Raw genomic sequence first — 25,295 nt, forward strand, 5'->3', positions numbered from 1 at the left:
ATCCGCCATATCTGCCGCAACGTGCCTGCCGCAACGTGCGCCCCGCCCTCTTCGGGATTGCCGGCGGCCAGCAATGCCGCAGCAACTACCCCGGTGGCGCGCAGCCTCGCGAAACGAGTCCGCAGATGTCCTGATGCGCCCCGAGTCTTGACCCATCGCGGGTGACATGGAGCGAATGCGCCTGGCACCGCGCAGAGTCGCGACGACGCGCGCCGGTACCGTCCAGCTTGCCTCCGGATCGGTGAAGTCGTGGTCGAGGATGCCGTGCGCCGCGTCGGCTCGCATTCTGAGCCGGGCCGCGCCACGCGTGCGGGCTGAAGTTTGCGGCGCCGGTTAGCGATCGTTCGGGGCGCGTCCAGCCCGGCGCGCGCCGGCAACGCCTGAGCCCGGCCCTTGCACGGGCGCGCCCCGCCCTCGCCCAGACGACCGCTTGCACAGCCGCTACACGCGAAATGGCGAATCGTGAACAGACATTCGGAGCGGATCTCCTATTTGAACGCGCGCATTTGCGCCGTCATCATCTGCAGCATCTTGTTCGATGCGACAGACAGACGGCGCCCCGCACGGGTGACAAGATGAGCTTCGGCATCCGCGAGAATGGGATGATTGATATCGAGGACAGACAGCTCGCCGGCTTCGATTTCAGTCGTCACCGCGAAAGCGGGCAAGACCGTGATGCCAAGCCCCGACTTGACGAACTGCTTGAGGATGGCGATGGAGTTGGTCGTCACCACCGGGTCCAGCCGCAGCTTCTCCGCGTATTCGACCGCCTGCAGCATCTGCCGGGTACCGTACGAAGCGTGTGTGACCGCGAGCGGATACCGGGACAGCTCCTGCACGCTCATCGGGCGACGTTCGTTCCACACAAAGCCGGGGCCGACGACCGCCATCATCGGTTGACGCTTGATCGCGCGCGACACGAGCTTCGGCTCCTGCGGCGGGTTATAGACGAGGCCGATCTCGCCTTCGTCCTCGGATATCTTGCGAATCACGTCGTTGGTGCCGCCGAGTTCGAGATTGACCTTGATGCCGGAGTACTGCTGGCAGAAGGTTTGCATCGGTCCCGACAGCAGGTCGGAGACGAACCCTTCGCCCAGAACGATATTCACCTGCCCTGTCCTCAAACCGCGAAGCTCCTGCAGGCGCGACAGCAGATCGTCCCGGTGAGCGAGCTGCTCGCGGAAATATTCGATGACGTACTGCCCCGCCGCGGTGGGCGTGACGCCGCGCGCGTGCCGCTCGATCAGCGTCGCGTCCAGCTCCTTTTCCAGAAGGCCGATCTGCCGACTCACCGCCGATGGCGCGACGTTCAGAAAGTCGGCGGCCGCGCGGATGGTGCCGCAGCGGACAGCTTCGAAGAAATAGACGATGCGGCTATCGGTCAGGTTATCGGTCATGGCAATGTTCTAAAATTTAGAACGATATCAATATTGGCGTTGATTGATTGTACGTCTCCTTCACGTGAATATGGCGGCAGGAAACAGGCATGGGCGCCGTCCGCGGCCATGCCAACACGAACGGGAGCACGTGCAATGAAAGCAGTAGGGGTGATCGGTCTGGGGAACATGGGGGCAGGCATGGCGCTGTCGGCCCGACGCGGCGGCTATCGCGTGCTGGGTTATGACGCGGCGCCGGGCGCGGCCGAAGCGTTGCAGGCGCAAGGCGTGCAAGCGTGCGCATCCATCGCGGCCGTCACGCGCGAAGTCGACGTGCTGATCCTGTCGCTGCCGACCTCGGCCATCGTCGAAGAAGTGGTGCTCGGCCAGGGCGGCGTAGCCGAAAGCGCGAAGCCGGGCCTGATCGTCGTCGATACGACGACGGCCGATCCCGACAGTACGAGGAAAGTGGCGGCCGCGCTCGCGCAACGCAGGGTGGGTTTCGTCGACGGCCCGGTGAGCGGCGGTCCGAAAGGTGCAGCCACGGCGACCATGACGATGGTGCTGGGCGGCTCGGCTTCCGATGTCGAGGCCGTTGAACCCGTTCTCTCGATCATCAGCGCGAAGCGGGTGCATGTGGGCCCCGTTGGCGCGGGGCATGTGACCAAGATCATCAACAACATGCTGACCGGCATTCATCTGCTTGCAGCGAGCGAAGCGGTTCGCGCGGCGCAAGCCAGCGGCGTCGCTGCGGAAAAGCTCGTGGAGGCGCTCAACGGCGGCTCAGGCCGCAACAGCGCGACGCTCACCAATTACCCCACGTGGATCTTCAACGGCAGGTTCGATTCGGGCTTCACGATGAAACTCATGCGCAAGGACGTGCGCCTCGCCATGGCCCTGCTCGATAGCGTGAACGCGAGCGCCCCCATCGCAAAGGAGTCGGGACGGCTGTGGGCCGCCAGCGAAGCGAGTATCGACGATGCGGAAGACTTCAATCGCATCGTCCAGTTCACCGAATCGAAGTAGAGGATACGACCCATGGAATACAACGCAGCAGAACAGCTTCTGGCGGCCTTTGCACATTTCTTCCCCAACGCGAGAACCATCGGCTCGTATGTCGGCGGTGAACTGATGGAAGGCACGGGCGAATCCATTCAGCTTTACGACGCAGCGACCGGCAAGCCGGGCCTCGCATACAAGGACGGTGCAGAGGCGGTGGTCGTGCAGGCGGCGGCAGCCGCGGAACGTGCGCAGAAGCAATGGTGGGCGTTCACGCATGCAGCACGCGGCCGCGTCATGTTCGAGATCGCACGCGAGATCCGCAAGGAAGCGGAGCACATCGCGCGGCTGGAATCGCTTGGCTCCGGCAAGCCCATCCGCGATTGCCGCGGCGAAGTGGCGAAAGTCGCCGAGATGTTCGAATACTACGGCGGCTGGGCCGACAAGTTCTATGGCGAAGTCATTCCGGTGCCGACCTCGCATCTGAACTACACGCGCCGCGAGCCTGCTGGCACGGTGTTGCAGATCACCCCCTGGAACGCGCCGGTCTTCACATGTGGATGGCAGGTCGCTCCCGCCATTTCGATGGGCAACGCGGTCCTGCTCAAGCCCTCCGAACTCACGCCGTTCACGTCGCTCGCGGTGGGCCTGCTCGCCGAACGCGGCGGCGCGCCGAAGGGCTTGATCAACGTGCTCGCGGGTCTCGGTCAAACGGTTGCGCAAGCAGCGATTGCCAACAAGGCGGTGAAGAAGGTCGTGTTCGTCGGTTCGCCGGCGACGGGCGCGCGCATCGCGGAAAGCGCGGCGAAGCGCGTGCTGCCGTGCGTGCTCGAATTGGGCGGCAAGTCGGCCAACATCATCTTCGGCGACGCCGACCTGAAGCGCGCCGCGCTCACCGCGCAAGCCGCGATCTTCGCGGGGGCGGGGCAAAGCTGCGTCGCGGGATCGCGCCTGCTGGTGCAGCGCTCGGTGTACGACGAATTCGTCGAGATGGTCGCGGCGGGCGCGAAGAAGCTCAAGGTCGGCGCACCGCTCGACGAGTCGACCGAAGTCGGCCCGATCAACAACCGCAAGCAGTACGACCATGTGATGTCGATGATCGAGAGCGGCATCGCATCCGGCGCGACGCTTGCGGCGGGGACGGCCGAGCGCTCGGAGGCAGGCTACTTCGTGCCGCCGACGGTGCTGGCGGGCGTATCGAATGAAATGGCTGTGGCGCGCACGGAAATCTTTGGGCCGGTGGTGGCCGCGATTCCGTTCGACACGGAAGAAGAAGCGATCGCCATTGCCAACGACACGGAGTTCGGTCTGGCAGGCGCGGTGTGGACCAACGACGTGGCGCGTTCGCATCGGGTGGCCGCGCAGGTCGACGCGGGCACGTTCTGGATCAACGGCTACAAGACCATCAACGTGGCGTCGCCGTTTGGCGGTTATGGCCTGAGCGGTTATGGCCGTTCGAGCGGCGTCGAAGCGCTGCACGAATACACGCAGACCAAAAGCGTATGGGTCGAAACCGCGAAAGCGCCTGCGACGACCTTCGGTTATCTATGACGTCTTGAGCACGCGTATCCGTGCCGCACACCCGCCACACGAGAGCGGCACGGCGCACAACAGAGCCAGACATGAAGGAGCAGAGAATGGAAAGCACGCTGAGCGCGGGACGCGATGAGGGCGGAACCTTGAGAACCGCAAAGCTCTTTTTTTATGCGGCGGTCATCCTCCTGATCGCGGAGTTCATCGGTTCGTTTACCTTCAGGATCGGACCGGGGAAAGTCGTCCTCTTGCCGATGATCTGGGCGCTGTTGCTGGGCGCGGCGCTCGGCGCCGTCTCCGGGCGATGGACGAGCAGTGCGCGCCTCGACGTGCGCAGCCAGTTCCATGCGGCGGCGATTCTGCAACCCGCGTTGCTGCTGTTCGTATCGAAGCTGGGCTTGATGGTCGGCAGCGCGTTGCCGAAACTCGCGGCGGCTGGCTGGGCACTGGCGTTCCAGGAGCTCGGGCATTTCGTCGGGACGATTCTGCTAGGCCTGCCTCTGGCGCTGCTGCTCGGCATCAAGCGCGAGGCGATCGGTGCGACGTTTTCGGTGGGCCGCGAACCGAGTCTTGCCATCATCGGCGAGAAGTACGGCATGGATTCCGCAGAAGGACGGGGCGTGCTCGCCGAATACCTGACGGGTACGGTGTTTGGCGCGGTGTTCATCGCACTCTTTGCAGGCTTCGTCGCGAGTCTGCATATCTTTCATCCGCTTGCACTGGCGATGGGTGCCGGCGTCGGTTCGGGCAGCATGATGGCGGCGGCATCGGGCGCGATCGCGGCGCAACAGGACCCGGAAACTGCGAAAGCGGTGCTCACGTTCGCCGCGGCCAGCAATCTGATCACGACGACCGTCGGTACCTATTTCACCCTGTTCATTTCATTGCCGATGGCGCTGGTCGGCTATCGCGTGCTGGAACCGCTCATCGGACGCAAAACGAACGCATCCGCCGCAAGCGATGCCGTCGCATCCCCCCCGACACTCGGCGACGTGAAGACCGACGTGCCTGACCTCGGCTACGGCGGCAAGCTCCTCGCGTGGGGCGCCACTGCAGTCATGGCGCTCGTCGCCGACTGGATCACGCACGGCACCACGCCGATGCGGGGTTTGCCCGGCATGCTGATCATGATGCTGGCGGCCCTCGTGGGCGATGCCCTGGCGCAAGTCACGCGGCGAAAGATTCCAGCGGTGTGCTGGGTATCGATCGTCGCCATGTTTCTGACCTCGCCATGGTGTCCGTGGGGCGCGCAGATCGCGCAGATCAGTTCGGTCAACGACTTCCTTGGCGTCACCACACCCATGCTGACCTTTGCAGGGCTTTCGATTGCGAAGGATATTCCGGCGTTTCGCCGGCTTGGCTGGCGCATCGTGCTGGTGTCGTTCGTGGCCAATGCGGGGACGTTTCTGGGCGCGGCGGTCATCGCCCAGTTGTTCCACGTCTGACGGTCCTCCGGCTGTCCATTCCACTGGCGCAGGACGAGTCGCCTGTTTCCGCCCTGACGCCTCGAACGTGTTATGCGGGCTCGCGGTCGCTCATCGGTTCAGGCATTGAGCAACGCGCGAGTGCCGACGCAGATGGATGGACCATCATGCAAATCTACGACAGGCAGACGACGCTGGCGTACCTGTCAAGCTGAGCGTTTTGAAAGGAAACCGGGCGATAACCCTTTATCAACGTTTTGGGTTCAAGATCGTCGATACGACTGGCTCGTCGCTTCAAATGAGGCGCGGGTAACAGGCACGCGGCGGCCAGTCGTGGCGATCGATCGCCCGCGTATCACATCCTCCGAAACGCCCAGTCGCGTCATCGCCCCCCCGCCGGGGGCCAGCATCCATGCGCCGCTTGCGCGGGTCGACTTTCCTGCCCCCCCGGCCGTTCCCCGCGAAAACCGGACGCAGCAACCGATATCCGGGTTGACGGTTGCCGGTTCCTGCTTGCCGGGTAACGCTGTCGGCCCATGGTCGGCAAGGAGCGGTCGGTCGACATTGAGACGCGAATCCCCAACCATTCCCCATTACGGCCGCATCGGCACGCGCCCCGCCCCTGCTTGCCCATCGATTGTTGGCGGAATCTAAACGAAGTGTTCAATCCGCGAGGATTTATCTGGCGCAATGCGCTGGATATCATCATCCCTCCAGGAGGCTTTAACCCTCTGCAGCGCGCGCCGGGCATCGGGTCGGCGCGCGCCCGCCCCTTCCCCGCGACGGCATGGCGGACCGCGTGTTCGCCGACGCGCCGCAGTCAGCCGTCCAACGCCATTGCGCCCGCAAGGCGGGTGCCCAATCAGGGATTCCACGTGAACGGAGCCACACCCTCTTCGAACCTCGCCGGCGCGACAAGCCGGCCCGTCGACCCCTGGTCCACGGTGATCTCGCAACTCGTCGTGAGCAGCGCGCCGGGCGCGCGCGTCGTCGACCGGCCGACCGTCGTGCGGCGCAAACGCTGCGACAAGGGCGCCAGCGCGAGCTGCTCCGGCGGCCGCGCGACCGCCGCGACGCGGGCGCGGCCGCCCGCGGCGCCGTCGCACAGCACGGTCGTGAAGTTCGTCGAGCGCTTCAGCGCGAAATCCGTGTCGATCACGTGGCGCGATGCGACGGCGGCAAACTATTCGGAACAGCTGTGGATTCGCCGCATTGCGCGCTCGCAGGGCGTATGCGCGATCACCGGCGCGGCGATCGTGCGCGGCGACGCGGTCTACGGCCCGGCGGGCCGCACGGCGGTACGGCCCGCCAACGGCTCGCAGATGGTGCTCGCCGAAGCGCTCGAAGCGCTGGAATAGAGCGGCCGGGTGCGCCGGCACGCGGCGCTCGAACTGCCGCGGCGGCGCGACGCACAGGCCGGCTGCGAATACGCCAAAGTTCGAAAGCGGCAAAGCACGCCGGCCGGCGACGTTCCCCTTCGGTTGCACGCGCAACCATGCGGCGCCGGGACGGCATGCCGCGCGGCAAACCCGCGCGGCACGCCATGACGCACGCGGTACCGGGCACCGGCGCCGCTCACGGGCCCGGTGCCCGCGCGCAGGCGGCCCGGAAGCGGCCTGGAAGCAGCCCGGAAGCGGCCCGCCGCGAACTCAGTCGCGATTCGCCTGCAGCACCGTGAGTGCCGTCATGTTGATGATCCGGCGCACCGTCGAGCTCGACGTCAGGATATTGACAGGCGCATTCACGCCGAGCAGGAACGGCCCGACCGCGACATTGCTGCCCGCGCCCGTCTTCAGCAGGTTATAGGCAATGTTGCCCGCGTCGACGTTCGGGCACACCAGCAGGTTCGCCGCGCCCTTGAGCCGCGAGTTCGGCAGCAGACGCTGGCGCAGCCCTTCGTCGAGCGCGCAGTCGCCGTGCATCTCGCCGTCGATTTCGAGCTCCGGCGCGAGCGCCGTCACGCGTTCGAGCACTTCGCGCATCTTGCGGCCCGATGCCGAGCTGCCCGAACCGAAGTTCGAGCGCGACAGCAGCGCGACCTTCGGCGACAGGTTCAGCCAGGCCATCTGCGCAGCGGCGGCGATCGTGAAGTCGGCAATCTGCTCGGCGCTCGGATCGTCGTTCACGTGCGTGTCGACGAGCGCGAGCGTCTGCCGGTCGAGCAGCAGGATGTTCATTGCCGCATAGGTGCGCGCACCGGCACGCTTGCCGATCACTTCGTCGACGAAACGCAGGTGATCGTGATACGCGCCGACCGTCCCGCACACCATCCCGTCCGCGTCGCCGAGGCGCACCATCATCGCGCCGATCAGCGTGAGCCGGCGGCGCATCTCGACGCGCGCCATCTCCTTCGTGATGCCGTCGCGGCAGCGCAGCTCCCAGTACGTGGTCCAGTATTGATGAAAACGCTCGTCGTATTCGGGGTTCGTCACCTCGACGTCCTCGCCGAGACGCAGGCGCAGGCCGAACTTCTCGATGCGCGAGAGCAGCACCTCGGGACGGCCGACCAGAATCGGCCGCGCGAGCTTTTCGTCGACGATCACCTGCACCGCACGCAGCACGCGCTCGTCCTCGCCCTCGGTGAAGACGATGCGCGACTTGCCGCCTTCGCGCACGAACTGCTTGGCGGCCGCGAAGAGCGGCTTCATGAACGCGCCCGAGTGGTAGACGAACTGCTGGAGCTGGTCCGTGTACGCTTCGAAATCGGTGATCGGCCGGGTCGCGACGCCGTCTTCGATCGCCGCCTTCGCGACCGCTGGCGCAATGCGCACGATCAGCCGCGAATCGAACGGCTTCGGAATCAGGTACTGCGGCCCGAACGACAGATCGTACGCACCGTAAGCCGCGGCGACCGAGTCGTTCGGTTCTTCCTGCGCGAGGCCGGCGATCGCGTGCACCGCGGCAATCTCCATGCGGCGCGTGATCGTCGTCGCGCCGACGTCGAGCGCGCCGCGGAAGATGTACGGAAAGCACAGCACGTTGTTGACCTGGTTCGGATAATCCGAGCGGCCGGTCGCCATCACGACGTCGTCGCGCGCCTCGCGCGCCACTTCCGGGAAAATCTCCGGCGTCGGGTTCGCGAGCGCGAGCACGAGCGGACGCGGCGCCATCGACTTCAGCATCTCCGGCTTCAGCACGCCGCCGGCGGACAGGCCGAGGAACACGTCGGCGCCCTCGATCACGTCGGCAAGCGTGCGTGCCGACGTTTCCTGCGCGAAGCTCGCCTTGTCCGGATCCATCAGCGCGGTGCGGCCCTGGTAGACGACGCCTTCGATGTCGGTCACCCAGATGTTTTCGCGCGGCAAGCCGAGATCGATCATCAGGTCGAGACAGGCGAGCGCCGCGGCGCCCGCGCCCGAGGTCACCACCTTGACCTTCGAGATGTCCTTGCCGACCACTTTCAGGCCGTTGATGAACGCAGCCGACACCGTGATCGCCGTGCCGTGCTGGTCGTCGTGAAAGACCGGAATCTTCATCCGTTCGCGCAGCTTGCGCTCGACGACGAAGCATTCGGGCGCCTTGATGTCTTCGAGATTGATGCCGCCGAACGTCGCCTCGAGGCTTGCGATGATCTCGACGAGTTTGTCCGGGTCGCTCTCGGTGATTTCGATGTCGAACACGTCGATGCCGGCAAACTTCTTGAACAGCACCGCCTTGCCTTCCATCACCGGCTTCGATGCGAGCGCGCCGATGTTGCCGAGGCCGAGCACCGCGGAGCCGTTGGTGATCACGCCGACGAGATTGCCGCGGCTCGTGAAGCGCACCGCCTGGCCCGGATCGGCGGCGATTTCCTCGCACGCCACCGCGACGCCCGGCGTGTACGCGAGCGCGAGGTCGCGCTGCGTGACGAGGGGCTTGCTCGCCGTCACCGAGATCTTGCCCGGCGTCGGAAACTCGTGATACTCCAGCGCTGCCTGACGATCGGTCTTGTTCATCTGTCTCGCTCTCTGGTTATTGGGCCGGGCCCATCCCGGCAGCCATCGATGCGCAGATTCTAGGCAGCGGGCGTTCGCGGTCTATTTTGATTTAGTATGGGGGCATTATTTTTTGCTGATACCCCCGGAACCCGCGCATCGTGTCGTCCAGTCCCGACGAAGTCACAAGGCGATTGAAAGCTCGGCTGAAGATGCGCCACCTGCAGTTGCTGCTGCAGATTCGCCAGCACGGCTCGCTCACGCGCGTCGCCGAGCAGGTGGCGAGCAGCCAGCCCGCCGTCACGAATGCGCTCGCCGAGCTGGAGAGCATGTTCGGCGGCGCGCTGTTCGAGCGCTCGCCGCGCGGCATGACGCCCACCGCGCTCGGCAACGCGGTGCTCGCGCGCGCCGAGGCCATGCTGCACGACCTCGATTACCTCGCGCGCGACATCGAGGCCCTCGCGGCCGGGCACGCGACGCGGCTTGCGATCGGCGTGATCCCGTTCGTGTCGGGCCGCACGCTCGCGGCCGCGATCCAGCTCATGCAGACCCGGATCGGCCAGCGCCTCACGATGACGATCCACGAAGACAGCAGCGATACGCTGATGGCGAGGCTGCGCGACCACACGCTCGACATCGTGATCGCGCGCGCGGCGGCCGCGGTCGATCTCGACCAGTTGCGCTTCGAGGTGATTCACCCGCAGAAGCCGCGCCTGATCGCGAGCCGCCGGCTCGCCGCGCGGCTCGCGCGCAGCCAGCCGGGCCTCGCGAGGCTGCGCGAACTCGACTGGGTGCTCGGCCTGCCGCAGACGCCGATGCGCGAGCAGATCGCCGACCTGTTTCTGCACGCGGGCGTCACGCCGCCTTTCCCGGTGCTCGAAACCGCGTCGCCGCGGCTGATCGGCGAAATGATCGTCGCCAACGAAAACGCGGTGTCGATCGTGCCGGCCGATATCGCGGAAGAGCTCGTGCATATTGCCGGCGTGTCGATCGTGCCGCTCACGCTCGACTGGACCTTGCCGCCGGTCGCCGTGTTCACGCGCGCGGGCGTGCCGCGCGAGATTCACCACGCGTTCGCGCAGTCGCTGCGCAGCCAGTACGCGCGGGCCGGCCAGTCGCGCCAGGCCTGAACGGTGCGCGCGGCGGGAGCCGCATGCGCGGCGCGTGCGCTCAGCGCGCGCCGGCGACCTTGCGCTGGCGCCACAGGCACAGCAGATCGCACGCGAGATGCGCGGCCGCCAGCGCGGTGATCTCGCTCTGGTCATAGGCGGGCGCGACCTCGACCACGTCCGCGCCGATCAGGTTCAGCCCGCCGAGGCCGCGCACGATCGCCAGCGCCTGCGCCGACGACAGTCCGCCCGCGACCGGCGTGCCGGTGCCGGGCGCAAACGCCGGATCGAGGCAGTCGATGTCGAAGGTCAGATACGCGGGCCGCTCGCCGACGATCGACAGGATCCGCTCGACGCTCGCACGCGCGCCGTGCTCGTGCACCCAGGGGGCATCGATGACGTCGATCCCCATGAAGTCGTCGTTCCATGTGCGGATGCCGATCTGCACCGAGCTGCGCGGATCGATCAGGCCTTCCTTCACGGCCTTGTAGAACATCGAGCCGTGATTCAGGCTGTCGGGATGGTCGTCGGCCCACGTGTCGCAATGCGCGTCGAAATGCACGAGCGACAGCGGCTTGCCGTACTGTTCCGCGTGCGCGACGAGCAGCGGATAGCTGATGTAGTGATCGCCGCCGAGCGTCAGCATCTTCGCGCCTGCCTGCAGGATCGTGCGCGCGTGCGCGACGATCGACGGCTTGATCGTGACCGGGTTGTGCGCGTCGAAATAGCAGTCGCCATAATCGGCCACCGCGAGATCGTCGAACGGATCGAAACCCCACGGATAAGGACGCAGTTCGGCAAGCTGCACGCTTGCGGCGCGGATCGCCGCGGGGCCGAGCCGCGCGCCCGGACGAAAGGTCGTCGCGAGATCGAGCGGAATGCCCGAGATCGCGACGTCCACGCCCGCGAGATCGCGCGTGTAGCGGCGGCGCATGAACGAAAGCACCCCTGCATAGGTGTTTTCGATCGACGTGCCATACAGGGAGGTGCGACGGATGGCGCCGTCGCCGCGCAGCAGTTCGGTCATGAAGGTCGGGCTCGCATCGGAAGGTCATGCGCGGCGCTGGCACGCGGCGCCCGGCGCCCGGCGCCGCGCCGCACGGGGCCGCACGCGCCGCCTATTCTAGTGGCTTCGGCGCGCATCGCCTCAGCGCAGCGCCATGCCTGCCCCGCGGCGTTTCAATACAGTACATCGCGACACGCAGTCGGCATACACTATCCGCCATGCGGCGGTGCCCGTCGCGTCCGCGATCCCGTCGGCACACGCTGCGTCCCGCGTTTCCGATCCGCCTTCGAAGAACCATCATGACCTTGCAACTCACTCCCGCCGTTGCGTCGAAGTTCGCCAGCCTGGCGCTCGCCCATCTGACGCGCGAATATCCGAACAAGCTGACCCATGCCCTTGCGGGCCCGCAGGACGTCAAGGGGCCGCGCGAGCTGCATCCGATCTTCTACGGCAGCTACGACTGGCACTCGTGCGTGCACGGCTACTGGCTGATCCTGCATCTGCTGGAGCGCTTTCCGGACCTCCCGGAGGCGGCGCGCATCGTCGCGCAGGTCGACGCGCATTTCACCGAGGCCAACGTCGCCGGCGAACGCGCTTATCTCGACCTGCCGCACAATCGCGGCTTCGAGCGCCCCTATGGCTGGGCATGGCTGCTCGCGCTGTCCGCCCAGATCCATGCGCTGAAGATCTCGCCCGCGGCGCGCTGGGGCGTCGTGCTCGCGCCGCTGACCGCGACTTTCGTCGAGCGCTTCGAGTCGTTCCTGCCGAAGGCGACGTACCCGCTGCGGGTCGGCACGCATTTCAACATGGCGTTCGCGCTGGCGCTGACGCTCGACTTCGCGCGGCAGACCGGCCACACGGCGCTCGAGTCGCTGGTGATCCGCACCGCGCATCGCTGGTATCTGGACGACGTCGCGTGCCAGGCCTGGGAGCCGGCCGGCGACGAGTTCCTCTCGCCGTCGCTGATGGAAGCCGAACTGATGCGGCGCGTGCTGCCGGCCGCGCAGTTCGTCGAATGGTTCAACCTGTTCCTGCCGGGCCTCGGCGCGCGGCATCCGGAGACGCTGTTCGAGCCGGTCACCGTTACCGATCGCAGCGACGGCAAGCTCGCGCACCTCGACGGCCTGAACCTGAGCCGCGCGTGGTGCCAGCGCGCGCTAGCCCGCGCGTTGCCGGCCGACGACCGGCGCCGCACGCTGCTGAACGACGCGGCCGAGCGGCACCTCGCGAGCGCGCTGCCGCACGTCGCGGGCGACTATATGGGCGAGCACTGGCTCGCCACCTTCGCGACCCTCGCGCTCGAAGCCTGATACGTCGCCGGCGCGGATCGCGCTATCGCGGGCGCACTGCCGTGGTCTGCCGTGGTCTGCCGTGGTCTGTCGCAGTCTGTCGCGGTCTGCCGTGGTCTGCCGAAGTCTGCGCCGGCCGGCGAGGCGAGCGGCGGTGCGCAACGCACCGGACGGGCCCGCGCCGGGCCTGCCACGCACCGCGCCGCCCGGAACTTGCCTGGCACGCGTCTTTCTTAGCTATATATATCGAGGGAGACAAACATGCTTCGCGTTATCGCCGCACTCGCGGCAACGGTGGTGCTCGGCGGCTGTGCGATCGGTCCGGGCTACGGCTATGGGGACTACGGCCAGACCTACTATCCCGACTACGGCGGCTACGGCTACGACTATTACCCGGGTTACTCGTCAATCGGTATCTGGGGCGGCGGCGGGGGCTGCTGCTATTTTCATCACGGCTACTGGCCGCATGGCGGATGGCACGGTGGCGGCCACGGCGGATGGCACGGCGGCGGACACGGTGGCTGGCATGGTGGAGGGCACGGGGGTGCGCATGGCGGCGGCGGTGGACACGGCGGAGGCGGAGGCAACTGGAGCCGCTAGGCCCGCGCGACCTGCCGGATTGTGCCGGAACCGGGGCCGCGCAAAAGCATCGCGGCGGCTCCGTGCTGCAATGCGCCGGCAGGCATTTGCGCCCATGGCCGGCCACGCAAAAAAATATGGCCGCAGCAACGCTGCGGCCATGTCATAGGCGCGGCTTTTACCTGCCACGCTCGATCAGTGACGCCGAAACTCCGGCGCGGCCCCGTATGATTCATCCCCGTATGTATTGGTATGGTATTGGTATGCTTAGTCGGCAACATTTAGTTACCTTTGTTACAGCCTAATGCATCTGTGCCCGAACGCCATTATGGTTTTCCTTGACGGGCGACGGGAGGCTGGCTGCAAAGGTGCGCCGGGCTTGCCATCGCGCAAATTTGACCTACATTTATATTCATACAAAAAAACGATTCGTCGAACGCAATCAGTCATTTTTACCGCATCATCACGGGGCTCGCCATGTTGACGTTGATCGACCAGGAGATCGCGCATCTCGCGCTCGTCATGAAGCCGTCACTCTGCGGCGATCTCGGCGGCCCCATCCTCCCTCCCGAATACTGGCGCAGACGCCTGCATGCGCTGCTCGATCTCCATCACGTGACCAAAACGCAGTTGACGTCGATCGATGCGCTGTTGCTGCAACTCGACGCGCTCGATCGGACGCTCGTCGACGAACCTCGCGTGCGCCACGGATAGCGCGCTGCTCACGCACCACGCACCGCGCGCGGTGGCCGCGGCGGTGTCGGCCGGCTGCGAGGCGCTCGCCGCGCGGTTGGCGGTCCGCCGGGCCGCGCGCTATCATGAGCGGCGCCTGCTCCGGCGCGACGCGCCGACGTCCGGCCTCCCGCTTGCGTGTCGTGGCCGAAGCCGATTCGCCCGAAAACGGCCACGTCCAGTGGCCGTTGACCTTTCCGGCACGCCCCGCGCAATGCCGCGCCGGTGCCGCCGACAGCCGCGCGATGCGCCCGCCCGCTCCCCACTCCTCTTTTCCGACGAACGCCATGGACTTCACTCAACAACTCGCCGCCCTCACCACGTCCGAGCTGCAGACCGCCGGCGCCAACCAGGCCACCGCCATCGCGGTGAGCGTGCTGCTGCGGCATCTGCGCTCGCCGGCGCTGTCGTCGCTGCTGACGAGCGCCTTCGAGAACCATCACGCGGTGATGTTGCAGACGCCCTGGCCCGACCCGATGCTGCAGTCGTTCGCGGCAACGCGGCGCTTTCTCGAAGGCGCGGCAAAACCCGCCGGCGGCGATGACGCGTCGCCGGCAATGGACTAGCCGGCACGCCCACGCGAGTCCGGCCCCGCGTCCCAGGCCCGCCGCAGCCGCCTGGACTGCCGCTACTGCCTGGACTACGTGGATTGCCGCTACTGCCGCTACTGCCTGGACTGCCACAGCTGTCCGGACTGCCGTAACCGCCGTAACTGCCGTAACCGCCGTAACCGCCGCAGCCCCGGACTGCCGCGACTGCCCACAGGCCGACCCGGCTGCCCGGGCCGTCCGGACTATCCCGTCCGCCCGAACCGCGCAGTTCAACCGGCTGCGCCCACACCCCTGGCATCGGCAGATAATGGGTGTCCCCTTCTTCGAGGAGTGCGCCCGCAATGCCCGCCCCGTTTCGCAAAGTCCCCCGTGTGCTGCTGACCAATGACGACGGCATCGACGCCCCCGGGCTCGCCGTGCTCGAAGCCGTCGCCGCCGAGCTGGCCGATGAAGTCTGGATCGTCGCGCCCGAGCATGACCAGAGCGGCACGTCCCACTCGATCAGCCTGCATTCGCCGCTGCGCGTGAGCCGCCAGGACGCGCGGCGCTTCGGCGTGAGCGGCACGCCGGGCGACTGCGTCGTGATGGCGGTACGCCACCTGATGCGCGAGACGCCGCCCGCGCTGGTGCTCTCGGGGATCAACCGCGGCGGCAACCTGGGCGTCGAAACGATGTTCTCCGGCACGGTCGGCGCGGCGATGACCGGCCTGCTGCTCGGTCTGCCGTCGATCGCGCTCAGCCAGACCTTCCGCGATCGCGACAACGTGCGCTGGGCCACCGCGCGCGCACTCGCGCCGGACGTGATCCGCCGGCTGCTGGCGATCGAGCACGACACGCCCGTTTGTCTGAACGTGAACTTCCCCGATGTCGATGCCGCCGAGGCCGGCCCGCTGACGGTGACGACCCAGGGCCCGGGGCTCGTCGAAGGCATCGAGGTCGAACCGCACGTCGATCCGCGCGGCATGGCCTATCACTGGCTGCGCTTTCAGCGCGGCCCGCGCGCGAATCCGCCCGACAGCGAGACCGCGGTCGTCGCGTCGGCGCGCATCGCGGTCACGCCGCTCGCGTTCGACCGCACCGACACGCGCGCGCGGCAAACGCTCGTCGCCGGACTGCAAGCCGCTCGATAGCGCAGCGGGCCGGGTCGCGGCCGGCGGCGTGACGCGCGCCGCGCCGGCTACGCGGCGTCGACCTGCGCCTTGAGCGCGTCGATGAGCGCGCGCACCTTCGGCGCCGTATACCGCGCGGGCGGCAACAGCGCGTGAATGCCGGCCGTCGGCGCCGCCCATTGCGGCAGCAGACGCACGAGCCGGCCGGCGGCAACGTCGTCGCGAACCGAGAAATCGGTCAGCGCGGCGACACCGCCGCCCGCGAGCGCCGCCGCGCGGCAGGCGGGCGCGGTATCGGCGAGAAAGCCGGCGGCAAAGCGGATTGTCTGCCTGCGGCCGCGCGCGCGTTCGAGCGGGACGTCGAGCGGCTTCGGCAACACCGCCATGCCGATATACGGCCACGCCGCGAGGTCCGCGGGCGCCTTCGGCATCGCGTGCGCGGCCACGCATTCGGGGCTCGCGACCAGCCAGCGCTCGTAGGTGCCGATCTTCACCGCACGATGCCCGGAATCGGCCAGACGCCCGAGCCGGATCGCGACGTCGATGCCTTCCGCCACCAGATCCACGCGACGGTCGCCCGATACCAGTTCGATATGCAGATCCGGATGCTGCCTGCGCAGGCCGACCAGCACCGGTGTGACGATCAGCGCGCCGTAATCGACCGGCGTCGCGATGCGCAGCGTGCCGTGCAGCGCGCCGCGCTGGTCGAGCGCCTGCAGCGCGGCTTCGGCGGCGGCGAGAATCTGCCGGCTCGCTTCGTAGAACTGCCTGCCCGCCTCGGTCACGCTGACGCGGCGCGTCGTGCGCACCAGCAGGCTCGCGCCGACTTCGGCCTCCAGCCGCTGCATGTGCGTGCTGACCATCGTCTTGGCGATGCCGAGCCGGTCGGCCGCCGCGGTCAGCGAGCCGGCCTCGATCACCGCGACGAATACCGCGAGCCGGTTCAGGTTCACGTCGCTTGCGCCTGCCATCGGATTGTCCACTCAAAGAGGAAAGAGTAATACGGATTATCCCTCTTCCCGCGTGCGGTGGCGCGCCCTAAGCTGGCGGCATGTGCGACACGAGCGCACGATTTCAGGAGCTGTGATGCGGTCGCCCCACCCTGCCCAACCCATTCGTCTGTACACCGCGCGCCTGTCCGGCCACGGTCATCGCGTGAAGCTGTTCCTGACGCTGCTCGGACTGCCGTTCACGACGATCGAACTCGACATGAAAGCGCGCGAAAACCGGCAGCCCGCATTTCTCGCGCGCAATGCGTTCGGCGAAGTGCCGGTGATCGAGGATGGCGACCTCGTGATCAGCGATTCGAACGCGATCCTCGTCTACCTGGCCCGCCGCTACGGCAATCCTGGCTGGCTGCCGCAAGACCCGGCCGGAGCGGCAGCGGTGCAGCGCTGGCTGTCGCTGGCGGCCGGCAAGATCGCCTACGGTCCGTGCACGGCGCGGCTGGTCAAGCTGTTCGATGCGCCCCGCGACCTCGCCGCCGCGCAGCGCATCGCGACCGACCTGTTTGCGGTGCTCGACGCCGAACTGGCCGATCGACGCTTCGCAACCGGCGCGGCGCCGACGATCGCCGATGTCGCTGCCTACGCGTATATCGCGCATGCGCCGGAAGGCGGCATTTCGCTGGCACCCTATCCGCATCTGCGCGCGTGGCTCGCGCGCGTCGAGGCGCTGCCCGGCTTCGTGCCGATGCCGCGCAGCGAAGAATGCGATGTTGCACAGGATAACTGAATGAATCCGGCAGATAAACCGATGGAGCCTGCCATGCCAACCTCGCTATCCGTAGCGCAACCTGACGCGCGTGCGTCGCGGTTTCATGCCGGCGAGCGCGCCGCGCAGGCCCGCGCCGGTGTGCCCGACGCTTACGCGCAAGCCGCACAGCGCGCGATTCGCGATGCGATGCCCGAGCAGCACCGGACATTCTTCGCGGCCCAACCGTTCATCGTGCTCGGCGGCCTTGATCCGGCGGGCCAGCCGTGGGCGACGCTGCGCACCGGCGAGCCGGGTTTCGTGTCGTCACCGGATCCGCGCACGCTGCGCATTACCGGCGCCGAAGTGGCAGGCGACCCGTTGACGCATCACTGGCGTGCGGGTGCACTGCTCGGTGTGCTGGGCATTCAACCGGCCACGCGACGGCGCAATCGTGCCAACGGCGTGATTTCGGCGCGACAGGGCAGCGTGCTCACGGTCGACATCCGTCAGAGCTTCGGCAACTGTCCGCGGTATATCCAGGCACGCACGCCCGCATACGACCCCGCGGAACGGGCGGCCGCGCCGGCCGTCGACATGTCGACACGGCTGAGCGCCGAGGATCGCGCGCTGATCGCGACAGCGGACACGCTTTTCATCGCGACGGCCAACAGCGCCCCCGATGCGGGGCCCGGGCGAGGCGTCGACGTCTCGCATCGCGGCGGCAGAGCCGGCTTTGTGCGAATCGACGACGAGCGCACGTTGACGGTGCCCGATTTCAACGGCAACGGCTACTTCAATACGATCGGCAATCTGTTGGAGGACTCGCGCGCCGGGTTGCTGTTCGTCGATTTCGCAACGGGCGACCTGCTGTTTGTCGCAGCGCAGGCGCAGATCGTCTGGGACGGCCCGGAACTGCGCGCGCACCCGGGCGCCGAGCGGCTGATGCGTCTGCGGATTACCGAGGCAAGACGCAGCCGGCACGCACTGCCGCTCCGCTGGTCGGCGCGGGAATATGCGCCGCAACTGGTCCACGCGGAAGGTTGACGACACAACGGTGTGCGGCACGCCGCCGTGCGCTCGCCGCGAGGGCGGCAATGCCGGGACATCGCGGGTGTCGGCGAAGAATCCGTGACACGTTACCCATCGATCTGGGGCACGTTAAAGGCGCCCTTTAGCGATTTCAGCTCGGTGCGGTGCATCGCCGCGAGGCGCACCAGCAGCCGTTCGCCGGCCGGCAGCAGATGCACCTCGACCTGGCGGCGGTCCACCTCGCTGACCTTGCGCCTGACCAGCTCCAGCGCCTCGCAACGCGACACCAGCGCGACCACGCCGTGATGCTGGGCCTGCAGACGCTCGGCCAGCTCGCCGATGGTGGCCCACGCCCGGCCGGGATAGCCCTTGATATGCAGCAGCAGCAAATACTGCAGCGGCGTGATGCCCTCGCTCTGCGCCGCGCGCTCCGAAAAGCGCTCGAACCGCCGCATCTGGTAGCGAAACTCCGAAAGTTGCTCGAAGTCTGTCTTGGCGAGGCTGCGCGCGGGCTTTTTCATCACGGTCATCCGTTCATGTTACATTAGATGTCCGAATATATCATAACGTGATGGTTTTCCGTGAAACCGCTTGTGGACAGCGGCGCAAGTCGCCTGGTGCACGCTCACGCGGCCTGTTTCAGGCCGCTGCTCGTGACGCGGTGCAGCCCGGCAATCAGGTCCGCGGGTGTGATCATACCCGCCACGCGATCGCCCGCGTCGAGCACCGGGATGTGATGGTGACCGTCTTCCGCGAACAGCGGCAACAGTTCGACGACCGGCATGGCCGCGCCGACGGTGCGCACCCGCGCCTGCATCAGATCGCCGACCGCCGGCGCGGCCGCGGCGGACCGGCTGCGCCCGCGCCGCAGCCAGGCGGCGAGGCCTGTCGTGCCGGCGATGCCGGGCGTGCCCGCCAGATCGGTGCGCGTGACAATGCCGACGACCTGCCGCTGCGCGTCGACGACCGGCACCGCCTTGATGCGATGACGCTCCAGCACACGCAGCACGCCCGGCGCCTCCGTGTCGGGCGACACGCTCAGCACCGGCGACGACATGATGTCCGCACAGGTCAGCTCGTGAATCGAGCGTGCGTAAGCACGCAACTCGACCTCGCGCACCAGCGAAGCAAGATCGTCCGGCGCCACGTCAAGCCATTCGCCGCGACGCCTGAGCGCCGCCTCGACGTCGGCCTGCGTGACACCCTGCCGCGACGGCTGCGCGGGACGCGCCACGTGCGGGTAGCGGTGCCCGGTCAGCGCGTGATACGCGAGCGCCGAGCCGAGCAGCACGAACGATTGCACCGCCACCGGTTCGAGTACGAAACGAAAGCCGAGCGCATGGATTGCCGGGCCGCCCAGCACCGCGGTCAGCGCGACCGCGCCCGACGGCGGGTGCACGCAGCGCAGCGCAAACATGACGCAAATCGCAAGCCCCACGGCCAGCGCCGCAGCGGCGACCGGATCGGCAATCTCGCTGGCACACGCGACGCCCACGATGGCGGACACCAGGTTGCCGCCGATGATCGACCACGGCTGCGCAAGCGGGCTCGCCGGCACCGCGAACAGCAGCACCGCGGACGCCCCCATCGGCGCAATCAGAAAGGGGATCGGACTGCCGCTGCCGAGCCCGATGCGCATTGACAGGCCGGTGATCGCGATTCCCACCAGCGCGCCGATACCGCAGCGCACCCGCTCGGGCCAACGCACCGCCATAGCGGACGGGAGAAAACTGGCAAACCAGCGTGCGGCGGCGGAACGGGACACGGCATACCCTGCAGGCGAAATGGTGGTCGCAACGTGCGACGGGACCCCACCATAAGGCCACACCGCCGCGGAACGAAGGAACGAGCGGTCATGATTATATGCGAATGTGATATATGAGGCAGCACGCCGGCCTAAAAAATGCGGGGTCGACGCAAGTCTGGATCGACACGGCGGCAGATCGCAGGCACGCGTGGTCGCGGCGCACCCCGGCCAATCAGGGCAACGGGGAATACACCGGGAAATAGGCGGGAGACGACAAAACGAGGAGCGGCAACGGGGATTGCAGAGGACGAACGCGCCGCACGTGCCCGGCGTGCGAGACAGGCCGCGCACAACCGCAGCCCGTGATGATGCACAGCGAAACCGCGCCCGTCAGCGGGGCGCGTGGGAGTTCAGTACGGGCGGCGGTGCGCCTCGGCGATCACCGCGCAGGTTTGCAGATGCAGGTGCAGCGCGTGGCGCGCGACCGCGGCAAGACGGGCAAGCCAGCCAGTCCGTGCGGACGAGGAAGTCGTGGTCAGGTCGCTCATATCGGGCTCCGTGTGGATAGGGTGATCGGAAACCTAGCATTATCACCTAGGTATAAACCCTATTATACGCATCTCGTGCGGCAGCGCAACACGCTAAATCCACGCCCCCTTCCTTCTCGAAAAAGCCGATAAATCCTTACTTACCTGCCTACGAAAGCACCTGACCGCTGCTTCCCTTCACTATCTCATCCTGATTTACCCGGATGCCAGCGTCTCGATGCTGCGCCGCGCCATCGCCGCGCAGCCCGTGCTGGCAAAGGCCCTCGGGCCGCGGACAGCGTTTTTCGCCCCGTGCGGCGCATCAAATCGGGGCCTTGACGCATCCCGGCGTCGCTGCTGTACTAAATAAAGCAAAGTGATTTAATTAAGGCCGCGCCGCCAGTCCTGCATCAGCCGGCGGCAACGCGGCCGCACGAGAAGCGCGTCCAGCGCTCGCCAACGATCGATTCGGCGTCGTTCATTTCATCGTTGTCCATCATCCGGAGGAGCAACTCATGAGTCTGAAATCCTGCAGGCATCCGGCCGTTCGCGGCCTCGTCACGCTGTGCGTCGCATCGGCCGCGCTCTGGAGCGCGAACGCCGCGCTCGCGGCCGGCTCCGAGCCGATCGTCGGGCTGATCACGAAAACCGACACGAACCCGTTCTTCGTCAAGATGCGCCAGGGCGCGGAAGCCGCCGCGAAAAAAGACGGCGCGAAGCTGCTGACGGCCGCCGGCAAGTTCGACGGCGACAACTCGAGCCAGGTCACCGCCATCGAAAACATGATGACCGCCGGCGCGAAAGCGATCCTGATCACGCCCAGCGATACGCGCGCGATCGTGCCGACCATCGAGAAGGCACGCGCAGCCGGCGTGATGGTGATCGCGCTCGACACGCCGACCCAGCCGCAAAGCGCCACCGACGCCCTCTTCGCCACCGACAACTTCAAGGCGGGCGAGCTGATCGGCGCATACGCGAAGGCCGCGATGGGCGGCAAACCCGCGAAGATCGCCACGCTCGACCTCGCGCCCGGCATTTCGGTCGGCGAGCTGCGCCATAACGGCTTCCTGAAAGGCTTCGGCGTCAAGGAAGGCGACCCCGCGATCGTGTGCAGCCAGGACACCCGCGGCGACCAGGCGAAGGGCCAGACGGCGATGGAAAACTGCCTGCAGAAAGACCCGAACATCAACCTCGTCTACACGATCAACGAACCCGCGGCGGCCGGTGCATACCGTGCGCTGCAGGAAGCAGGCAAGACCAAGGGCGTGATGATCGTGTCGATCGACGGCGGCTGCGAAGGCGTGCGCAACGTGAAGGCGGGCGAGATCGCCGCCACCGCGCAGCAATATCCGCTGAAGATGGCCGCGCTCGGCGTCGATGCGGGCGTCGCATACGCGAAGACCGGCAAGAAGGTGAGCGGCTATCACGACACCGGGGTCACGCTGATCACCGACAAGCCGATGGCCGGCGTGCCGAGCAAGGACACCCAGTTCGGTCTCGCGAACTGCTGGGGGCAGTAAGCCTGTCACATAGTACAACTGAGCAATGAGGAGCGCTGCGCCGCTCCTCCCGGTTTGCCGCGCGGCGCATGCCGCGCCCTGCATCAAGGACACCATCATGTCGACTCCTTCCGCCCCCGCGCCGCGCGGCCGCACGCTGTCCGAGCGCCTGCCTTCGCTCGCCGAGATCGGGCCGCTCGCCGCGCTCGTGCTCGCGTGCGCATTCTTCATCACGCAGAGCAACCGCTTTCTGTCATTCGAGAACCTGTCGCTGATCCTGCAGCAGACGATGGTGGTCGCGGTGATCGCGATCGGCCAGACGCTGATCGTGCTGACCGCCGGCATCGACCTGTCGTGCGGCATGATCATGGCCGTCGGTTCGATCGTGATGACCAAGTTCGCGGTCGATCTCGGCGTGCCGCCGGTGCTCGCGATCTTCTGCGGAATCGCCGCAAGCGCCCTGTTCGGCGCGCTCAACGGCGTGCTGATCACGCGCATCAAGCTGCCGCCGTTCATCGTCACGCTCGGCACGCTGAACATTGCGTTCGCGCTCACGCAGATCTACTCGAACGCCGAAAGCGTATCGAACCTGCCCAGCGCGATCATGTTCCTCGGCAACACGTTCCGCATCGGCCCGGCGGAGGTGACCTACGGCACCGTCGTCACCCTGCTGATGTATCTCGTCACGTGGTTCGTGCTGCGCGACACCGTGCCCGGCCGGCACCTGTACGCGCTCGGCAACAACCCCGAAGCAGCGCGCCTGATGGGCCTGTCCTCGCAACGCATCCTGCTGACGGTCTATACGCTCGCCGGCGCGATCTACGGCGTCGCCGCGCTGCTGCTGGTGTCGCGCACCGGGGTCGGCGATCCGCAGGCCGGGCAGACCGAGAACCTCGACAGCATCACCGCGGTCGTGCTCGGCGGCACGAGCCTGTTCGGCGGACGCGGCTCGATTACCGGCACGCTGCTGGGCGCGCTGATCGTCGGCGTGTTCCGCAACGGGCTCACGCTGATCGGCGTGTCGTCGGTCTATCAGGTGCTGATCACCGGCGTGCTGGTGATTCTCGCCGTCGCCGCCGACAAGCTGTCCCACCGCACCGCCCGCTGAAGCCACGAGGAGTTCGCCATGTCCACGCCCCAACCCGCCGCCGTCATGCCCGTCCTGCAGGCGCGCGGCCTCGTCAAGCGCTACGGCCAGGTCACCGCGCTCGACGGCTGCGACTTCGAAGTACTGCCAGGCGAAATTCTCGCGGTGATCGGCGACAACGGCGCCGGCAAGTCGTCGCTGATCAAGGCGCTCTCGGGCGCCACCGTGCCCGACGAAGGCGACATCCTGCTCGACGGCAAGCCGGTGCACTTTCGCAGTCCGCTCGATGCGCGCGCGCAGGGTATCGAAACCGTCTATCAGGATCTCGCGGTGGCGCCCGCGATGACCATCGCCGAAAACCTGTTCCTCGCGCGCGAACTCGTCAAGCCGGGCTGGCGCGGCTCGCTGCTGAAAATGATCGACAAGCGGCGCATGCTCGACGAAGCGACCGCCCACATGAAGGGCTTGCAGATCGGCATCCGCTCGATGCGCCAGGCTGTCGAAACGCTGTCCGGCGGCCAGCGCCAGGGTGTCGCGGTCGCGCGCAGCGCCGCGTTCGCGCGTCACGTGGTGATTCTCGACGAGCCCACCGCGGCGCTCGGCGTGAAGGAAGGCAACATGGTGCTCGAACTGATCCGCCGTGTGCGCGACCGCGGGCTGCCGGTGATCCTGATCAGCCACAACATGCCGCACGTGTTCGAGATCGCCGATCGCATCCATATCCAGCGGCTCGGCCGCCGCGCCGCGCTCGTGAAGACCAGCGACATTCACATGTCGGAAGCGGTGGCGATCATGACGGGCGCGAAGGAAGCGGACGTGAAGGCATTTGCATGACGCGCGCATTGTGCTGACGAGGCCCCGGACGATGGCGACTACCGGAACCCGTGCGCCGCTCAAGCGCACGGTCGGCTCGAACCAGGTCGGCATGCGGCAGTTCAACGAGCGGATCGTGCTGCAGGCGATCCGCCTGCACGGGCCGCTCGCGAAGGCGGAAGTCGCGCGGCTCACGCGCCTGTCGATGCAGACCGTGTCGATGATCGTCGACCACCTCGTCGACGACGGCCTGCTCGCGCGCCAGCCGCGCGTGCGCGGACGCATCGGCCAGCCGTCGGTGCCGATCGCGCTGCGGCCCGAGGGGGCGTACACGATCGGCATCAAGGTCGGACGGCGCAGCCTCGACGTGCTGGCGATGGATTTCGTCGGCCGCGTCTGCAGCCGCGAGGTGCTGGATTACGCGTATCCCGATCCGCACGTGCTGTTTCCGGCGCTCGAAGCGCGCCTCGCGCGCGTGAATGCCTCGCTCGGCGCGCACGCGGACAAGGTGGTGGGCGTCGGGGTCGCGGCGCCGCTGTGGCTCGGCGGCTGGCGCGACTTCCTCGGCGCGCCGCCGGACGCGTTCGCGGCATGGACCGACATCGACATCCGCGCGCGCGTCGCGGCGATGACGGGGCTGCCCGTCGAATTCGCCAAGGACACGACGGCCGCCTGCGCGGCGGAACTCGTGATGGGCCAGGGACGCGGCATCCATCACTTCCTGTATCTGTTCGTCGGCACGTTCATCGGCGGCGGCCTCGTCGTCGACGGCCACCTGCACGGCGGGCCGCACGGCAACGCCGGCGCGGTGGGGTCGATTCCGCTCGCGGGCACCGCGCGCGGCGGCGCGCGCCAACTGCTGCATGCGGCGTCGGGATTCGTGCTCGAAAGGCTGCTCGAAGAAGCCGGCCAGCCGGCGGCCGCCGCGCACGATCATCGCGCGATGACGCCGGAATGCTGGCGGCAGACCGAGCAATGGCTCGCGACCGCCTGCCCCGCGCTCGCCGGCGCGCTCACCAATGCGACCGCGCTGCTCGACCTCGAAGCGGTCGTGATCGACGGCGCGCTCGATCGCCAGCTCTTGCGCGAGATCATCCGCCGCACTGAACGGGTGCTCGACGGCTTCGAATGGGAAGGAATGGTGCGCCCGCAACTGCTCGAAGGCGCGATTGGCGCCGACGCGCGCGCGATGGGCGGCGCGATCCTGCCGCTCTACGCGCATTTCGCGCCGGTGCACGAGCTGTTCCTGAAGCCCGCCGCGGAAGTCGGCTACTGAA

The 25,295-nt window shown here is 67.3% G+C and carries 23 protein-coding genes; 16 read left to right on the plus strand and 7 right to left on the minus strand.

The window, feature by feature from the left end; genetic code table 11:
• Nucleotides 1–488 precede the first annotated feature (488 nt).
• Complete coding sequence (locus AC3AP7_RS25645) at nt 489–1,397, minus strand: LysR family transcriptional regulator (protein ID WP_487363106.1); 909 nt, start codon at nt 1,395–1,397, stop codon at nt 489–491.
• 135 nt (nt 1,398–1,532) lie between these two features.
• Here AC3AP7_RS25645 and AC3AP7_RS25650 point away from each other — a divergent pair, with 135 nt between their 5' ends.
• The 4 genes from AC3AP7_RS25650 to AC3AP7_RS25665 all read left to right on the plus strand — a co-directional run bounded on the left by AC3AP7_RS25650 (nt 1,533) and on the right by AC3AP7_RS25665 (nt 6,690).
• Complete coding sequence (locus tag AC3AP7_RS25650) at nt 1,533–2,402, plus strand: NAD(P)-dependent oxidoreductase (RefSeq protein ID WP_488324878.1); 870 nt, start codon at nt 1,533–1,535, stop codon at nt 2,400–2,402.
• 12 nt (nt 2,403–2,414) lie between these two features.
• Nucleotides 2,415–3,926: an aldehyde dehydrogenase family protein gene (locus AC3AP7_RS25655; RefSeq protein ID WP_487363108.1), complete on the plus strand. Its 1,512-nt coding sequence runs from the start codon at nt 2,415–2,417 to the stop codon at nt 3,924–3,926.
• 86 nt (nt 3,927–4,012) lie between these two features.
• A complete protein-coding gene (locus AC3AP7_RS25660) occupies nt 4,013–5,353 on the plus strand; it encodes a DUF3100 domain-containing protein (RefSeq protein WP_487363109.1) in 1,341 nt (446 codons plus the stop codon).
• Nucleotides 5,354–6,207: 854 nt separating this feature from the next.
• Nucleotides 6,208–6,690 carry a DUF3331 domain-containing protein gene (locus tag AC3AP7_RS25665; RefSeq protein WP_487363110.1) on the plus strand — a complete coding sequence of 161 codons (483 nt, stop codon included), beginning with the start codon at nt 6,208–6,210 and terminating at the stop codon, nt 6,688–6,690.
• 291 nt (nt 6,691–6,981) lie between these two features.
• On the opposite strand, the gene AC3AP7_RS25670 is transcribed toward AC3AP7_RS25665, so the two are convergent.
• Nucleotides 6,982–9,267: an NADP-dependent malic enzyme gene (locus AC3AP7_RS25670; RefSeq protein ID WP_487363111.1), complete on the minus strand. Its 2,286-nt coding sequence runs from the start codon at nt 9,265–9,267 to the stop codon at nt 6,982–6,984.
• 140 nt (nt 9,268–9,407) lie between these two features.
• Here AC3AP7_RS25670 and AC3AP7_RS25675 point away from each other — a divergent pair, with 140 nt between their 5' ends.
• Complete coding sequence (locus AC3AP7_RS25675) at nt 9,408–10,376, plus strand: LysR family transcriptional regulator (protein ID WP_487363112.1); 969 nt, start codon at nt 9,408–9,410, stop codon at nt 10,374–10,376.
• 40 nt (nt 10,377–10,416) lie between these two features.
• Here the strand turns inward: AC3AP7_RS25675 and speB are convergent, their stop codons facing one another.
• Entirely contained in the window at nt 10,417–11,382 is a 966-nt protein-coding gene (gene speB / locus AC3AP7_RS25680) for an agmatinase (protein WP_487363113.1), read from the minus strand.
• A gap of 278 nt (nt 11,383–11,660) precedes the next feature.
• Here speB and AC3AP7_RS25685 point away from each other — a divergent pair, with 278 nt between their 5' ends.
• The 5 genes from AC3AP7_RS25685 to surE all read left to right on the plus strand — a co-directional run bounded on the left by AC3AP7_RS25685 (nt 11,661) and on the right by surE (nt 15,642).
• A complete protein-coding gene (locus AC3AP7_RS25685) occupies nt 11,661–12,671 on the plus strand; it encodes a DUF2891 domain-containing protein (RefSeq protein WP_487363114.1) in 1,011 nt (336 codons plus the stop codon).
• Between the two features lie 240 nt (nt 12,672–12,911).
• Nucleotides 12,912–13,250 carry a hypothetical protein gene (locus AC3AP7_RS25690; protein WP_487363115.1) on the plus strand — a complete coding sequence of 113 codons (339 nt, stop codon included), beginning with the start codon at nt 12,912–12,914 and terminating at the stop codon, nt 13,248–13,250.
• A 456-nt stretch (nt 13,251–13,706) separates the two neighbouring features.
• Nucleotides 13,707–13,943: a hypothetical protein gene (locus AC3AP7_RS25695; protein WP_487363116.1), complete on the plus strand. Its 237-nt coding sequence runs from the start codon at nt 13,707–13,709 to the stop codon at nt 13,941–13,943.
• 305 nt (nt 13,944–14,248) lie between these two features.
• The gene (locus AC3AP7_RS25700; RefSeq protein WP_487365018.1) at nt 14,249–14,527 is read left to right on the plus strand and encodes a hypothetical protein; all 279 of its coding nucleotides are present in this window, start codon (nt 14,249–14,251) and stop codon (nt 14,525–14,527) included.
• 326 nt (nt 14,528–14,853) lie between these two features.
• Entirely contained in the window at nt 14,854–15,642 is a 789-nt protein-coding gene (surE, locus tag AC3AP7_RS25705; protein ID WP_487363117.1) for a 5'/3'-nucleotidase SurE, read from the plus strand.
• A gap of 47 nt (nt 15,643–15,689) precedes the next feature.
• Here the strand turns inward: surE and AC3AP7_RS25710 are convergent, their stop codons facing one another.
• The gene (locus tag AC3AP7_RS25710) at nt 15,690–16,592 is read right to left on the minus strand and encodes a LysR family transcriptional regulator (protein WP_487363118.1); all 903 of its coding nucleotides are present in this window, start codon (nt 16,590–16,592) and stop codon (nt 15,690–15,692) included.
• Between the two features lie 115 nt (nt 16,593–16,707).
• Here AC3AP7_RS25710 and AC3AP7_RS25715 point away from each other — a divergent pair, with 115 nt between their 5' ends.
• Complete coding sequence (locus tag AC3AP7_RS25715; protein WP_487363119.1) at nt 16,708–17,355, plus strand: glutathione S-transferase family protein; 648 nt, start codon at nt 16,708–16,710, stop codon at nt 17,353–17,355.
• A 33-nt stretch (nt 17,356–17,388) separates the two neighbouring features.
• Complete coding sequence (locus tag AC3AP7_RS25720; protein WP_487363120.1) at nt 17,389–18,360, plus strand: pyridoxamine 5'-phosphate oxidase family protein; 972 nt, start codon at nt 17,389–17,391, stop codon at nt 18,358–18,360.
• Between the two features lie 92 nt (nt 18,361–18,452).
• Here AC3AP7_RS25720 and AC3AP7_RS25725 read toward each other — a convergent pair whose 3' ends face one another.
• The 3 genes from AC3AP7_RS25725 to AC3AP7_RS25735 form a co-directional block, all read right to left on the minus strand.
• The gene (locus tag AC3AP7_RS25725) at nt 18,453–18,866 is read right to left on the minus strand and encodes a MarR family winged helix-turn-helix transcriptional regulator (protein ID WP_487363121.1); all 414 of its coding nucleotides are present in this window, start codon (nt 18,864–18,866) and stop codon (nt 18,453–18,455) included.
• A gap of 104 nt (nt 18,867–18,970) precedes the next feature.
• The gene (locus AC3AP7_RS25730; RefSeq protein WP_487363122.1) at nt 18,971–20,110 is read right to left on the minus strand and encodes an HPP family protein; all 1,140 of its coding nucleotides are present in this window, start codon (nt 20,108–20,110) and stop codon (nt 18,971–18,973) included.
• A 392-nt stretch (nt 20,111–20,502) separates the two neighbouring features.
• Nucleotides 20,503–20,640 (minus strand): hypothetical protein, encoded by a 138-nt coding sequence (locus AC3AP7_RS25735; RefSeq protein WP_487363123.1) that lies wholly within the window; start codon nt 20,638–20,640, stop codon nt 20,503–20,505.
• Nucleotides 20,641–21,134: 494 nt separating this feature from the next.
• On the opposite strand from AC3AP7_RS25735, the gene AC3AP7_RS25740 reads away from it, so the two are divergent.
• From AC3AP7_RS25740 to AC3AP7_RS25755, 4 genes are all read left to right on the plus strand, one after another.
• Nucleotides 21,135–22,139, plus strand: coding sequence for a substrate-binding domain-containing protein (locus AC3AP7_RS25740; protein ID WP_487363124.1), 1,005 nt, complete (start codon nt 21,135–21,137; stop codon nt 22,137–22,139).
• A gap of 97 nt (nt 22,140–22,236) precedes the next feature.
• On the plus strand, nt 22,237–23,226 hold the full coding sequence (locus AC3AP7_RS25745; RefSeq protein WP_487363125.1) for an ABC transporter permease: 990 nt from the start codon (nt 22,237–22,239) through the stop codon (nt 23,224–23,226).
• 18 nt (nt 23,227–23,244) lie between these two features.
• Nucleotides 23,245–24,039: an ATP-binding cassette domain-containing protein gene (locus AC3AP7_RS25750; protein ID WP_487363126.1), complete on the plus strand. Its 795-nt coding sequence runs from the start codon at nt 23,245–23,247 to the stop codon at nt 24,037–24,039.
• 31 nt (nt 24,040–24,070) lie between these two features.
• Nucleotides 24,071–25,294, plus strand: a complete 1,224-nt coding sequence (locus AC3AP7_RS25755; RefSeq protein WP_487363127.1) for an ROK family transcriptional regulator — start codon at nt 24,071–24,073, stop codon at nt 25,292–25,294.
• The last annotated feature ends 1 nt before the right edge of the window (nt 25,295 follow it).

It is taken from the genome of Paraburkholderia sp. PAMB 6770 (assembly GCF_057748135.1).